General features: G+C 56.2%; 8 protein-coding genes. 7 read left to right on the top strand and 1 reads right to left on the bottom strand.

Annotation, left to right across the window (positions count from 1 at the left end):
• The first annotated feature begins 146 nt into the window (after positions 1–146).
• From QN359_RS18130 to QN359_RS18110, 5 genes are all read left to right on the top strand, one after another.
• Positions 147–893 carry a hypothetical protein gene (locus QN359_RS18130; protein ID WP_322248520.1) on the top strand — a complete coding sequence of 249 codons (747 nt, stop codon included), beginning with the start codon at positions 147–149 and terminating at the stop codon, positions 891–893.
• Between the two features lie 303 nt (positions 894–1,196).
• Positions 1,197–9,626 carry a deaminase domain-containing protein gene (locus tag QN359_RS18125; RefSeq protein WP_322248521.1) on the top strand — a complete coding sequence of 2,810 codons (8,430 nt, stop codon included), beginning with the start codon at positions 1,197–1,199 and terminating at the stop codon, positions 9,624–9,626.
• A gap of 89 nt (positions 9,627–9,715) precedes the next feature.
• The gene (locus QN359_RS18120) at positions 9,716–10,786 is read left to right on the top strand and encodes a phosphotransferase (RefSeq protein WP_322248522.1); all 1,071 of its coding nucleotides are present in this window, start codon (positions 9,716–9,718) and stop codon (positions 10,784–10,786) included.
• A 54-nt stretch (positions 10,787–10,840) separates the two neighbouring features.
• Entirely contained in the window at positions 10,841–12,100 is a 1,260-nt protein-coding gene (locus tag QN359_RS18115; protein ID WP_322248523.1) for an acyl-CoA dehydrogenase family protein, read from the top strand.
• A gap of 106 nt (positions 12,101–12,206) precedes the next feature.
• The gene (locus QN359_RS18110; protein WP_322248524.1) at positions 12,207–12,506 is read left to right on the top strand and encodes a putative quinol monooxygenase; all 300 of its coding nucleotides are present in this window, start codon (positions 12,207–12,209) and stop codon (positions 12,504–12,506) included.
• A gap of 12 nt (positions 12,507–12,518) precedes the next feature.
• Here the strand turns inward: QN359_RS18110 and QN359_RS18105 are convergent, their stop codons facing one another.
• Positions 12,519–13,391 (bottom strand): DMT family transporter, encoded by an 873-nt coding sequence (locus tag QN359_RS18105; RefSeq protein ID WP_322248526.1) that lies wholly within the window; start codon positions 13,389–13,391, stop codon positions 12,519–12,521.
• A 205-nt stretch (positions 13,392–13,596) separates the two neighbouring features.
• Here QN359_RS18105 and QN359_RS18100 point away from each other — a divergent pair, with 205 nt between their 5' ends.
• On the top strand, positions 13,597–14,289 hold the full coding sequence (locus QN359_RS18100) for a glutathione binding-like protein (RefSeq protein WP_322248527.1): 693 nt from the start codon (positions 13,597–13,599) through the stop codon (positions 14,287–14,289).
• 67 nt (positions 14,290–14,356) lie between these two features.
• Positions 14,357–15,583 (top strand): DUF2863 family protein, encoded by a 1,227-nt coding sequence (locus QN359_RS18095; protein ID WP_322248528.1) that lies wholly within the window; start codon positions 14,357–14,359, stop codon positions 15,581–15,583.
• Positions 15,584–15,612 lie beyond the last annotated feature (29 nt).

Below are 15,612 nucleotides of genomic sequence, written 5' to 3'. Positions count from 1 at the left end.
TTGTGGCATTTTCAGTGTAAAAAACGACGCTGGGTTCCCGCCAAAAGCATGCGGGAATGACGAGGTATGCGGTGTTTTAGGTGTAAAAAACGTCCATCAGGCTTTTGCGACAGCCTCTGAAGGCTGAGGTTTCACGCGCAAATCTGATGAATACGATTCAACAAACGCCCGGCAAGGTCGGTGCCATCAGCCCTGCCCAATCCGAAAAGAGCCAAGCCATTAGCGCTTGGCTCTCGAAAAACGGCATGACCGAAGGGACACGCTTGGCCCAGACGGTGCAGGCTTTGCGTCAAGCACAGGCGGAGATCCGCGCTATGGGTGGCATTGATGCCACCAGCAGCAACGATAAAATCAATCAAGCCAACGACAGCATCCAGCTCGCCACTCTGACGGCGTTTGCTGATTACGGCTACGATTTTGTACCCGCTATTGTGATCGATTTTTCCGCTCAAGCAGATCCCATGCGCTTGGATACCCTCGACTGGGTCATTGCCATTCCACTACACTTACTCGATCACCCGCAATTCAGCAGCGCGCTGTGCGCCTTATTGCGCGAAGTCGAGCATTTGGTATTTTGTGCCCGCATTCTACAAGATGAGCCGGGTGCCACGGCCGAGAGCGTGGCTGACCGCTTCTACGCAGCCGTCTTACAAACGAATATCAGCGACGGTGCCGCCAGCTCACAGCTTACACTTACCATGCCGGACCAAGACGCCGACGCGATTCGCAGGATCTACCACGATTTACTGTCTGCATATAGCAATCACACAGACACCCACACCTGGCATCCGGTCGGCAATCATGCCATGAGCTTGGTACGCCTGCCACGGGCGCTGTCACCACTACTATGCGACGACGTCGCAGCGCTGGCTGCACGCGCCGACAGGCTGTAACACTGCACCACCACCACCACCACCACCAATCCCGATATCCCATCAGCACTGCGCATGCCCAAGCGATGCGCAGTGCTGATGGCTGTTCGTCGCGCCGGCTTCTCGCGCCGACACCGGTGCGCTCTTTGCGCATGATCAGCAATACAGATGGTTATTTTATAAAAGTATGCTCGCGAGCCAACAATTAGAATCAAAGCAATAGGAGCGATTACGCACCATTGTTCATTTCACTTTTTGTACACGAGAAAATTTCTGATGTCAGATATTCATCGCCTTTTAAGCCAGTCGAGCTCGCGCCCGCTTTTGCCAAACGTTTTACCAGCGCTCAAGGCGACTGCGCTCAGTGTACCCATAGTCAATCTCGGCTTGTCAGCGCATTTGCAACAAGTTCGTCCAAGCGCGAACAACATCGCCGCGAACGTCTCTTTATGGCAGCGGGTTCAGCATGACATTGCCACGGCCGGTAGTTGGAATAATGCCGCCGGCGACCTCGCGCCACAGATTGTTGCGCGTACAGCAATTTGGCAAGATCAATCACGCGGACTGACGATTTTCGATATCCGCCACGACAGCAGCACGGAACAATTGGCGGCACACCTGCTGACGTGGCGTGCCGATGCCGGCGCTGCCGCAGAGTTTCTCAGTGCCTCCCCCAGCATTGCAGAAATGCGATCTTCATTGCAATTGAGCGCCAGCCGTTTCGCTCCCGACCGGCACAACATGCAAACAGCATCGCTAGACGGCTACATCAGCATGCAGCGCAACGATGTGATTTTACTTAGAATCAATCAAAATCATTACCGCTATCTCGGCGAACAAGCTTGGTGCGATGTGCCGGCCGACGGCGATTGCTTCTATCGTGCGCTGCTGCGCGGCCTCGGGTACAGCGGCAACCAGACGCAAATTCTGCGTGCGCGGGCGCAGGTGTGGGATTATGTGGCGAGCCGATGGGACGAGCAAGCACCGCTATGGATGGCAGAATTGGCCGCGCGTACGGACCTGCAGCGCGCGTACGCGCGCACTCAGCGAGATGCAGATGCCTTTGAGCATTGTACGGCGCGACCAGCGAAGCAGCGCCGTCGCGCCCCCTTTAATCACGAACAAAATCGGCGCAGCCCACAAGAATGGCAAGTGGCCGAACGACAAGCCATCGCCTTAGCCAAACGGCTGGAAGTGGGTGCTGCCGCATTACTCAGTTGCACACCGGAAGAAGACCTGGCGGAAAGCTTTGAGCTGCAAGTCATCGATCTTCAACATCCGGAGATCCAATCCTCTTTCAAGCGAGCCGAGGCGGCGCTGCGTGCGCTGCCGACTACGCACCGGGCCCGTATCCTGCTCGACCAGCTTGCACCAGCGGAGCGACCTGGCGTATTCGAACGCCTGATACACTGGCTGCGTCCAGCTTTTCAAGGTGCGCAGGCAGGCCCACGGCAGCACGAAAAAATTGCGCAATTTCGGAAGCAAGTCAAGGCACTGTTCCGCACCACACCGCGCAAACGTCTCAGCGCTGGGCCGGAACGTGCTGCTGCTGCCGCCTGTCGTGCCTTATCGACGAAATTGCACGAACTGGTAGCGCAACAACATAAAGTCCAGCAAGACTACAATGCAGCGGCGCATCAGGCCGGACTGCGCAAACAAAGCGAATTCACCGCCTTATTTCAGGAAAGCATAGACAGTGTGATCGCTTTGCTGACGTCGATGCGCTCATTGCCGCGTCAACCAGCGCACCCAGCCAAGCTCGACGCCGCCCACTGTCTGCGTTTACTGCAACCGTGGTTAAGGCAAGTTGAAGAGCTCGGCGAATGCACCGCCGGCCTTTATGAATGGGCAAGCGTAACGGCAACAGCCATGCCAAACTTGGCCATGAAGTGGTGTGGCAGTCTACCGCCGGCTCTGTTGCTTGAGTGCTTGCAACTGAACCGACAGCAGCGACAAGCGCAACAAGACTACGAACAAGGCATCGACACCCTCACCAAGACCGGCTTAGGGGCACTCGCGCTGGCAGGCGACGCCCTCGCCTCGGTACAGCGCTGGCAGCATGCCGGCGCGGTGCAAGCTGCGTGGCAAAATGAACGGCAGCAAAGCGAAGCGCAGTGGTATGCCGCGCACCACCCCTACACGCCGACCGAGAGCGAAGCCGAGCTGGCCGGGCGGCTCATGCATGCATGGTGGCACGCACATAAGGAAGCACATGAGGAAGCAGGTTTCACGACCAGTGAAGTCGAACAAGCCCATGCTTATGTCAACGAGTTGGCGCGCTTTCTGAGTGACGCCGCTACAACGGCGCAGCAACAGAAAGTTCTGCTACCGCAAGATCTGATGGCCGCCCGCGTGCCTACGCTCGCTCACAGCATCAGCGCTTGGAGCGAGCGCGATGGATTACAGCCAACAATACCCTCAGGACCGCAGTTTGGCACGGTCGGCATCGGCCCACCAGCTTTGTTCGGCGCGACGCTGGAGACAGCGTATCAGCACATGCAAAATACGCTGTTGGACTTGATCACGCAGACCAGCACGAGCGCACGCAGCCATCTGCTTAACCTCGACCGCAGGTTGCGCTGGCCAGGTGCTGACGCGCTGCCAACGCAGCCGCACAACACTGCTGCAGCGTCGGCCTTAGAGCAGCCGCTCAGCACCGCAGTAGTAGCACCGCATGACAAGGACAAGAGCACACTGGCGCGTCAAAGCCGCAGCGTCGCTAGCCACGCCAACTGCGGCGCGAACGAAGAACTCGTCGCAGAAACAGCGCCGCACGAGGCGGAGCTGGAAGAAAGCTGGCGACACTTCCGCGCAGCGCCGGAATTTCAGCGCAAGCAAGCGTCGCACGATGCCATGGCGCAGAGCGCACACTTACAGGAAATTTTTACCAACATGTTCGCTTCTGAGATAAAAATCGGTGAGCATGTGGTCGATGTCGTCAATACCAAGGGGAGCGAATTCACCCTGACGCTGCGCGATGGTGCAGGCGGACTGCGGCAAGTCCCTATCGACGAAGCCAAGATGATTAAATCGACACAGCGCTGGCATACCAACAGTGTCAGACAAAGTGCCGCCACCACCCTCAACGTCGTCTTCAGCCTGCAGAATTTGGCTAATATCGACAGCAATACCTTCAGTGATGTCGAGCAACTGTTCGGCAAGGCCAACAGTCTGGTGCAATTAGGTCAGACTGCGCTGACCGCGATGGCGCAGATTTCAAAGACGCATTTCTTGCAAGCGGCGCAAATAGCCGAAGGCCTGTCAACTGGATTCGTGGCACCGGCCATTGCCATGAGCTTAGCAAATATTATCCAGCAAGCCAATTCATTGGCAACAGAAACCCTGTCCTCAGGCGATTATTTTGAAGCGACAATGAATTTGAGCGAACAGATCATCAATCTGGGCTTGGACCTGCTCGCGCTTGCCTGTCCCATGCTCGCGCCCGAAGTCATGGTGATCGAATATCTGGAGTCGCTGCTGCCGATTGATACTTTCCGTTCTTGGATCGACCATACCGAACAAGCGCTCGACAATGCGGTCAAACTCAAAAAGAAAATCGACAGCTTTCGCGGCCCCTTAGTCGAGCTCAAACGGCAGCCCGACAACAGCAGCGTGTATTATTTCAGCGATGAGTCAGCCGCACGATTCATTCACATCAAGGCGACGCATCTGCACACGCAAGTCAGCGACAAATTGTATTTCATGCAGGGGGCGAAAGAAAATGATCAGACCGTCGAGGTAAATGAGGTCAAGGACTTACTCATCAAGCTCATTCCGGCATCATTTTTTTTCACCAGCCCAACCATGACTGTCCCCGGGCGCCATTACACAGAAATCGGCATCTTGCCTTCGGGCCAGATGATCAGCCCCAATATCAAGCAAAGTTTTCAAGATTTACTCGGCGTGACCCCGGCGCAAGAGCACTTTCCGCTGACCGACAAGAAAGCGCCGACCATCGTCATTCGTTTGACATCAAACATACAATACGGCGTCTCCACTATAGGCAAAGCACCATTATTCGGTCTGCGTGATGATGCGCAAATCCTCAACCACAATGCGCAAGCATGGGGCGCACAGCTACCGCTGCAGTTCAGTCATGACATGGTAAGGACGAATACGGTATTCGAAGGCCAACCCGGCCGCTTGCCTGTCTTTTTGGATCGACCGGCCAATTTGGCCTTCCTACCCCCCAAAGATGCCTCGCACGCTGACAAGCTTGAGGTTGACATCCGTATCGGCATGAAGCCGAGCACCTATGGCCGCCTCATCATGAGCGAAGGTGCACGCAAATGGACCTTCAGCAGTAGCACAGGTGCCGGGCTACGCGTGCAATTCACCCCGGACGGGCAGAATCTCGGCCAAACCGAGGAGGAAATCGAATTTATCCAAAACCAGAAAAATCCCGCAGACTTATTAATCAGACGCAAAAACGTCTCCTATCCGGAGGAGGTGGAATTGCGTCTGCGTGAACGTCTGTGGAGTAAGACTCTGGAACATAATCAGATCGACTTGAGTAAAACCACGGTCAACGGCGTCCCTTTCGAGAAATTCAGACATAGCCAAACTTGTGCCAAGCTGATTGCCAATAACCCCACTACGACGGCACAGGAATGGGGGCTCAATATTGTGACGCCCTCCCGCTATGCGCGCCAACTGCCGGATGACGATGAGACCAACGAGCCGTTCGCCGACACGCAGGAAGCGAGCAATATCAGCTTATCGCGCCAACAACGGCAAACTTTTAGCCAGTTCTACGTCAATCCAAAGGACAGGATCGATCCTTACGTGGCGCGCAACAGCCAAATCATCCTCAGTGTGCTGGAAACACTGCGGCGCTGGCATCACGAAAAGCTCCATCATCAAACTTTCGACTACCGGCTTCATAGCCAAGCCTTGGTCAGCCGCGATTTCGATCTGGCGTTCGAGCATGCCGGTCTGTGCTACCTCGCCCACTGGTCCAGCATGGAAGTCCGATGGATCATCGCCCCGGTCACAGAGCTCCACCCGCGCGGGCCACAAAGCAGTGAGATCACCCTGTTTCCCAGGCAAAAAATTCTCATGAGCATGGATCAGGGTCCCTTGGGCCGTGGCTTTTTGATCAGCAACGAGGACGAGCATGGCGTGGCCGTGGCCAGCAGCGCGGGCCAGAGGCCACTGAACATGGCCACCTATGGCCGCTTCCTCGAAGTAGCCGATTTCGCTGCCGACCTCTGGCCGCTGATCCCGGCTCTGCAGTCTCTGACAATTGGGAAAGCAGTGCACGAAGAATTCATCGAACTCAGTACCCGTGGTTTGATGCGCCGTTACGCCCCCCCCTTGGGGAGCGACGGTATGAGCCAATTGGAACGCGCGCACGCCGCCCATGGCCGCTTTCGACTCTCATCGGTACTGCAAATACTGAAAATAGACAGCGGCACCAACGAGCCATTGCTGACTCAGGATACGCCAGACCTGGGAAATAACACGCAGTCGCTGGCGGTCAGGGCCATTTCCAGCGAAAATATCCGCGCTTGGGACAAGCGGGCCACAGAACTTGCAGCCTTGCTGAGCGAATACACCCACACCGGCACCGCGCGCGTGGAAACTTTCGACAGCATGGCCGAACAAACTTTGGCGATGGAATACCGACCGCACGTCAATGGCATGCTGCGCATGCACAAAATCACTTGGGTTGACGGAATCCAAGCGCAGATGCCGCCAAGGCCCGAACAAATCCGCCGTATCCTATCGAATGAGCACTTCAGCGGCGGCAGCGCAGACGGCGTGTTACTACAATGGCAGAATGCTGCTCAAGTCATGTATGGCTATTACGATGTTGTTCAAGACTGCATTCAAACCTTCCCATTCGCGCAATTCGCGGAGCTGGACTGGCTAGGCTGGTCACGCCAGGATCAGTGCCATTATTTCAGCCCCATCGGCCAACCGAACAGCCTGCTACGTTGGCGTTATTTACCCGACGCACCGTTGGAAATCCTTATCGACGAAGCGGGTCTGCAGGATATGCCGCTGCGCGCCGGCCGCTTCCGCTTCGATCCACACTGCGGTCCGGTATGGAGCCATGCCAGCGGTCCCCATGCCAGTCAACATGGGCATGTTTGGAATCTGCAAGTCGGTCAGGCGGATGCTGTGCCGGCTATCAGCGACGAGCCGCCAGCGCTTGGCAGTCAGTGCTATCGACACGTTCAAGTTGCTACGCCTACCAGCGGCCAAGCCTGGACCCTGCCCGACGGCCGTTATCTGCGTACCAAAGCCGGCCTCAGTTATGTCGGCCACGATGGCGACTATTGGTTGTTCCGACGCGACCACGCCATCGACTGGGAAATCGTCGCGTATCCACGCAGCGCCGGCCTCGATCTCTATCAATTCCGGCAACAAACGCTTCCGGCGGATGAGCGACACTGGTATCGCCTGCCCCAGCGCTATCAGCAAGCCTTGGAGAGCAGCGACCATCAAGTGCGCGCGGTATTTAAGCGCAACGGCAAACCCAGCGGCTTGTTCGAAGTCGTCGCCAAGGCTGGCAATGCGCCTGATGATGCGCTGTTTTATTTCTGCCACGATGACGCCCGGATACTCCAAGCCGCCAACGCCTACCGTGCCGGTGCCCGCATTTACTTGGGAAAAAACACCGATGGTCGGCATGCCCTTCATCATAGCGAGAGCGGCGAAATCTTTTTAGTCGGAAAAGGCCGCGTGCAAACCGTACTCTCCGGTCCCCACACGCTGCAGCAAAACCGCGATGGCAGTCTCAGCTACATCAACGCCCAGGCCGATGCGAGCAAACCGAGCGTGCTCTGGTCCTTGCGCGACAAAATCATTCATCTGACTAATTACGGCCAGCGCTTCCTCGTCGAACCCGAACTGTTTGGCATGTTTTACCTGGAAAACCATGGCAACGGACAAGTTGCCAATCTGGAAGGTGCCGATTGGCCGCGCTGGAGTGCCACAACATGGCACGACGGCGTGCTGCTCAACCACGGACACGCCTCCTTATTCATCGACGCTGCCCGCTTCAATCTTGAGGGCCAAGCGTATCAGAATGCAACGCACTTACTGCAAGCGATGCAAGTCTATCGCCCCGGCGCAGCGCTTGAAGACTATCTGCCGCACTGCGTCAAACAAGTAGGCATGAGCTATCAAGGACAGGAATTACTGCACAACCGCCTCAGTGGCGATCTATTCGTCGGCGGCACGACGCGGCGCTGGCTGGGCCGCGTTAACCGCATGCTTGGCGACGGCTCGGTGCTCTACTGTGATTTGCCTGGCAACGGTCGGCTCGATCTGCCGCAGCGAAATAATACCAGCAGCTACTGGACCTATGCCAGCAACAACGGCAGCTTACACGTCGGTGCCGAACTGCTGGCGGCGGTCGATGGCGGACGCTTAGGCGAGCGCGACTTCGTCATCGACTTGCGTGATATGACGGCGAGTCAAAGTTTCCGACTCTCCAGCATTGCCGGCCAGTGGAATTTGCAAGAGCAAACCTATGACCACAGACAAAACTTGCTGCTGCTGTTCGAAGGCCAAGGCAAGGCACGTCTGCTGTTTGCCTTGCCACCGGCGCTCAACTTGCGTCTCGAGTCGAGCGCTGCCTCTGCCAGCCGCGCCAGCGCCATCACCGCCACCCTCATCGCGGCAATGCCACAGCGATCCAGACAAAAGCGTATGCCCGGCAGTGGCAGGAATTTCGCGCCGGCGTGGTCGGCCGGCAGTTGCCGAAATACCCCGCGTATCCCTGCCGCGCGCCACAACGGCGTGCTGCCGTATGCGCCGCCGCGGGCCCCACTGGCTGAGCGAAGGAGCAGCAGCACGATGGCGCACGCGCCGTATCAGGCAGTCATTCTGCCGGAAGTCACGGTGCAACACTTTCAAGCGATGAGCAATGAAGTAATGCAAAACATGGCATCGGAAACGCATGAAAACAGTAACATTGTCTTAAATAGGATGCGCGGAAAGTCGCCACGCCAACAAAGCGCCACCTTGGTCAACGCGCTGGCCTCCCCTATCACCGAAGAACGCAACGATGCCCGCAGGCTGGTACAGCACACTCATGCGGCCAAGCAATATGGGAGGTTAAACCAAAATATGGGTACTGCTACAGCGCAAGCCACGAGCGGGAAAATTCTTCATGCGCTTGAGCTGCTTGCCGACAAAGCACGCTATGCCGGCAGCGGCAGAAACCGCAGCCCCTATGGCCGAGTAGCCGATTTACTCATGAGTAAAGTCACTTTCGCCGATTTGCCCATGGCCAAGACTGCCCATGAAACAATGAGCAAAAATCCGAACAAACTGGTCAGTAGTTTTCAACATATTTTGACAAGACTGATACCCAATAGCAACGTCGTCTGGGCAGAATTGCGGCATGAAGGGAAAGCCGTTTTGAATATGGTCTCGGTATCGGGTAATCAGCATCAAAATATTCTCCTCAGCGAGGCGCGTTCCGGCGAACCGGCACTCCACTACATCGGCGTACCGGCCGATGAAAATACCATACGTACCATCCCGGTACGGCATGAGCGCTCGGCCGATACGGAAGCGAAAATCATTTCCTTCGTCTCCGGTGAATTGCTTAACTACCCAGGTGCGATGACACTCAATATTTACTCAAACCTGCGGGCATGCGAATCCTGTTCGGCGGTGATGTACCGTTTTTCCGATCAACACAAAATCGTCGAAACAACGGACAAGGTCGGGCAAGGCAGTCGGATAAAGATTAACTACAGCCAGTATCCGCCGCACCAGCAGAATTGGCATTAAATAATAGTACGTACGTTCACTTTTATGCGTTAGAATCAGTGCTTGCCGCGCAGCTGCAGCGCGTCCATCTTTTATTCTGGAGACCACCGATGTTTGAAGAATTCATGGGCACCATGCCGGTTGCTGAACGACAAAAATTCGATCTCGCCGCCCTCGCCGACTACATGCGTGTTCACGTCGATGGCTTCGACAGCAAACCGGCGCTGCAGATCGAACAATTCAAAGGCGGTCAATCGAATCCCACCTTCAAACTGCGCGCCGGGGAACAAAGCTTCGTGCTGCGCACCAAACCGGGCCCGGTCGCCAAGTTACTCCCGTCGGCGCATGCGATAGAACGCGAATTCAAGGTCATGAATGCGCTCAATAAAGCCGGTTTCCCTGCCGCCCGTCAATATGCCCTGTGTACTGACGAAGAGGTGATTGGCCGCGCCTTTTACATCATGGAATTCGTTGACGGCCGGGTGCTGTGGGATCAATCCCTGCCCGGTATGTCACCGACCGAACGAGGCGAAATTTATGATGAAATGAATCGCGTCATCGCCACCTTGCACAACATCGATTTCGCCGCCATCGGCTTGGCTGACTACGGCAAGCCGGGCAATTACTTCGCCCGCCAGATCGACCGTTGGACCAAGCAATACCGCGCCTCGGAAACCGAACCGATCGCCGCCATGGATAAGCTCATCGAGTGGCTGCCGCAGCATATCCCGGCCGGTGACGACACCAGCATCGTCCATGGCGATTACCGGCTCGATAACATGATGTTCCACCCGAGCGAACCACGTGTGCTCGCCCTGCTCGACTGGGAATTATCCACGCTCGGTCATCCACTGGCCGATTTTTCCTACCACTGCATGAGTTGGCACGTCACGCCAGGACAATTCCGCGGGATTGCCGGACTGGACCATCAAGCACTGGGAATTCCCAATGAGCAAGACTACATCGCCAAATATTGTGCGCGCACTGGCAAAACCATCCGGCCGGAAGACTTCAATTTCTACCTCGCCTACAATCTGTTCCGCATGGCCGGCATTTTGCAAGGCATCATGAAACGTTACGTCGACGGCACCGCATCCAGCGCCCAGGCCAAAAAATCAGGGGCGGCGGCACGGCCAATGGCCGAACTCGGTTGGAGCTACGTCCTCAAAACGCTGGGCTGACCCCCTGTTCTGTTTGTAGTACCCGGTATTTTTCATAACAATAATGGAGATAACATGGAATTCGAGTATTCAGATCGCTGCCAGCAATTGCGCGGCAAACTGTTGGCCTTTATGGATGAATATATTTATCCGAATGAAACCGCCTACAAGGATGAAATCGACCGCAATGGCCTGGAAAAAGGCAATCGCTGGCTGGCCACCCGCATCATTGAAGAATTAAAACCGAAGGCGCGTGAACAAGGCTTGTGGAATCTGTTCTTACCGAAATCGACCCGTGCACCGCAAGGCTTATCCAATCTTGATTACGCGCCGCTGTGTGAAATCATGGGCCGGGTCGCTTGGGCACCGGAAGTCTTCAATTGCTCGGCGCCCGATACCGGTAATATGGAAACCATCGAGCGTTACGGCCTCGAAGAACACAAACAACAATGGCTGGAACCGCTGCTACGCGGCGAAATCCGTTCCGCCTTTGCCATGACCGAGCCGGGCGTGGCCTCGTCCGACGCCACCAACATCGAAACCCGCATCGTGCGCGATGGCGACGACTATGTCATCAATGGTCATAAATGGTGGATTTCCGGTGCCGGCGACCCACGCTGCGCAGTCTATATCCTCATGGGAAAAACCGATCCCGATGCCGCCCGTCATGCACAACAATCGATGATACTGGTCGACGCCGCCACCCCCGGCATCACGGTCAAACGACCGCTGTCGGTGTTCGGTTATGACGATGCGCCGCATGGCCATTGCGAAATTCTGTTTGACAATGTGCGCGTACCGGCTTCCAATATCTTACTCGGCGAAGGACGGGGTTTCGAAATCGCTCAAGGCCGTCTCGGCCCTGGGCGGATTCATCACTGCATGCGTGCGCTCGGTGTGGCCGAACGGGCACTCGAATTGATGTGCCGTCGACTCAATAGCCGCACGGCCTTCGGTAAAAAAATCTCCGAACAAGGTGTCTGGCGCGAACGCATCGCCGAATCACGCATACAGATAGATAGCGCACGGCTGTTGACCCTCAAAGCGGCCTATATGATGGATACCGTCGGCAACAAGCACGCGCAGGCAGAAATCGCCATGATCAAGGTCCTCGCCCCGAATGTCACCCAACAGGTGCTGGATTGGGCAATCCAAGCGCATGGTGCCGGCGGTGTTTCGGGTGACTTCCCTTTGGCAGCGCAATGGGCCGGCAATCGCACGCTGCGCTTAGCCGATGGCCCCGACGAGGTACACCGCAATGCCATTGCCAAACTGGAACTGGCCAAGTACATCGATTTGCAGGAAGACTTAGGCTTGCCAATCACGCGTTCTTGAAGCAAATTGCCGTAACGAAACGCCCGCTTGCGGGCGTTTTTTGTTTTTCTTATAAGCAAACGCGGTAAAATACAGTGTAATGTGACTGATTAAACAAGGACCCGCCATGACGACAGAAATCCGCCTGCTCATCCTCATCGAAGTACTGCCCAGCCGCCGCGACGAACAAATCGCCGCCTTCGCCGCCATTGCACCGCTGGTGCGTGCCGAAGCCGGTTGTCTGCAATATGATTTGCATGAAGTCAATGGCAAACCGGAACAATTTGTCTTGATCGAACGCTGGAGTTCGCAAGCCGCACTCGACGCCCACGATATCGCACCGCATATGCTCGCTGCCGCAGCCGGCAATCGGCGCTTTCGCAGCGGCCCGGTGCAGCTTATCGCGCTCGGCAGCGCGCTTAACTAGGGAAGCGCAGATTTAAACATGCGGGCTATGCCACAGCGTGACAACGGTGGTCGCCGCCAGAATCACGCCTGCACCGGCCAGCATCTGTGCCGTCGGCCGTTGTCCCAGCCACGCCCAAGCCAGCGCAATGCCGTACACCGGCTCGAGCGTACTCATGAGGCTGACGAAACGGGTAGACAGAGATTGTAGACTGAACATGAGCAAGCTTTGCGGCAGCGCCGTCAACACCACCCCGAGCAGTACCACCCCACCCCATGCTGCCCAACTAGGAGTAGCGGGACTGTGATCGAGCAACACCAAGGGCAGCAAACAGGCGGCGGCACCGGCATTTTGTAAAAAAGTCAGCCGGATCGCACTCAAATCGCGGCTGTTGGCGCGATTAAGCATGATCAGCAAAGCAAAACTACCGCCCGCCCCTATGCCCAATAACAAGCCGAGCAAGGCCGAGCTATCGAACTGTCCGGTCGCGCTGTCTGGCCAGACCATCAGCACCATCCCGGCTACCACCGCCACGGCAGCGAGGGCATCGCGGCCATGGCGGCGCTCATTGAAAAAATACGGTTCCAAAGCGGCCACAAACAAGGGAAAACTGGCGAAGCCCAACAAACCGTAAGCCAAGGGTGCGGCCTTGAGTGCGGCAAAGAACAATAACCAGTGCACCGCCAGCAGCACCCCACTCAGCCAGCGCCGCGGCGTCGCCGATTGCCACAATGGCTGACCTTGCCAGCGCAACAGCGCGGCCACACTGAGCGCAGCAAACAGGCTGCGCCAAAATACCAGCATCAACGGGTTTTGCGGCAGTGCTTGCGCCAATACCGCAACACCACCGAACAAAAAAATTGCCAAATGCATGGCCGCTTGGGCGCGCAGGGAAGGAATAGTCATCAGATCAAACTCGTCATGGTAAGGCAAACAGCGCCGAGTATACACAGACAATGCAAGCACAATGCATACACAATGCCGCCGCCGACACAAAGACTATGGCCGTAAGCGTGCGCAAACCTGCAAACCTCTGCATAATACGGTATCGTCTTGACGCCGGCATGGCCACCGCGCCGGTGTATTTCTCACCTCAACTTGGAGTTTGCTGATGATCGATGTTTATTCCTGGCCCACCCCGAACGGCCACAAAGTCCACATCATGTTGGAAGAATGCGGACTGCCGTATCGCGCCATTGCAGTCGACATCGGTGCCGGCGACCAATTCAAGCCCGACTTTTTGGCGATTTCGCCAAACAATAAAATTCCCGCCATCGTCGACGCCGACGGCCCGGACGGTCAGCCTATGTCACTATTTGAATCCGGTGCCATTTTGCTGTATCTGGCTGGCAAAACCGGCCAATTTCTTGGCAACACCGATCGCGAAAAATACCATACCTTGCAATGGCTGATGTTCCAGATGGGTGGCTTGGGCCCGATGCTCGGACAAGCACATCATTTCCGTATCTATGCGCCGGAAAAAATTGCTTATGCGATCGAACGCTACACCAATGAAGCCAAGCGCCTCTACGGCGTGCTCGACCGACAATTAGCGCAAACCGCCTACCTGGCCGGCGACCACTACAGCATTGCCGACATCGCCGTCTTCCCCTGGACCCGCTCATTCGCCAATCAAGGCATCGATTGGGCCGATTATCCGCATGCCCAACGCTGGTTCGATGAAATCAGCGCCCGTCCGGCAGTGCAGCGCGGCGTCGCCGTGCTGGCCGATTTACGCCAGCCACTGACGAATGAACAGGCAAAAGAAAATTTATTCGGTACAAAACAGTATGCAAAAAAATAAATTTTAATCATTTTCCACCTCGGAGTGTGGGCTACAATCGTCCCACCTCCGTTCAACTACTGACTGTATGCGCCGACCTATCAAACGAAACCGCCTCAAGCTTGCCGCGGAAAGCCAACGTCTGGTCAATCTTTCTCTGGCCGTGGCACAATCAGCCAGCCGCTTGGAAGACCTCAACTGGCAAGACAAACTCGACGCTTATGTGAGCAAAAATCTCAAGTTGCAACATCAGGAAATTCTCGACGGCGCGGCAGAGAATCTGTTTGCCGCCGAACCGAACGGCTATGATGTCTTGATCGAAACGCTGGAAAGCATGAGCAGCAGCGCCCATTTCGAAGTCGACGGCCAAGCCTACGATGCCCTGTTGATTGCCGCACCGGTGCTGGCTTGGACCCGTTTCGAAATCGCTTCGGGTGCGGTCGCTCCCGACATGCTGCAAAAGCTCATCGATGATTGTTCGCGCGACTTGCTTACCGCCGACACCAGCCTGCGGCTTTTGCCAAATCTTTACTCGATCGACCAATTGCCGCGCAATCATTGCGAAACCTATAGTCTGATGGAGCGTCACGCCTTGGCCATCATCGCCAAACAGCCCGGCAACGGCGAGCCGGAACGTGCGCAAACCGTGCCCTTCCTGGCCGACATCCGCTACTTGCTCGGCATCTTGGTCACCCCGGCCGGCGCCCCCTTATTTCAATGGCAAACGCTGGATGCACCATACGATTGCGTAAAAGCTAAAAATGCTGCCTTACTAGAGTGGCAACAACATGCCGCCCTGAGCTTGCAACACTTACTGCCCGGTTGCGGCCTCGAAGTCCTGTTACCGGAAGCGTATTACACCGCGTGCCGCGAAGCAGACATCAAAATTCGTCCGGCCTCGTTGCGTTCAGCCGTGTTTTATCTGACGCAAACGCTGGGCAAAGAAGCTGGCGAATTTTCGGTCGTCATCGCTGCCTGCGGTGTCCAAGAAACGCCGGGCCAAATTGATGAATTCCGCGTCAGTTTTTGCCTGCGCGAGAGCGGCGAAGTGGTCTACGGTGTGGTATGGCCGCTGTATCAAGCCGAAGACCAGCAAGCGGCACTCAGCATGGATGACAACGATCAAATCATCGGTGACATTCCCGACATCTTGCTGGAGTGTGGCATCAGCGACATCCTGCCACTCGATGAAATTTTCGCCATGGAATTCTGCGACGATTGCGGCACCCCCTTGTTTGCCGACCGTGAAGCCGAATTGGTACATCCGGAAATGCCGGAAGATACCCCCACCCCCGGCACTGCCCATTTCCACTGATCAAGCAGCAATCGACGCGGCCGACATGG

Source organism: Undibacterium sp. 5I2, from assembly GCF_035019605.1.
Taxonomy (GTDB): domain Bacteria; phylum Pseudomonadota; class Gammaproteobacteria; order Burkholderiales; family Burkholderiaceae_D; genus Undibacterium.
This window is presented reverse-complemented; position numbering and strand designations above follow the sequence as displayed.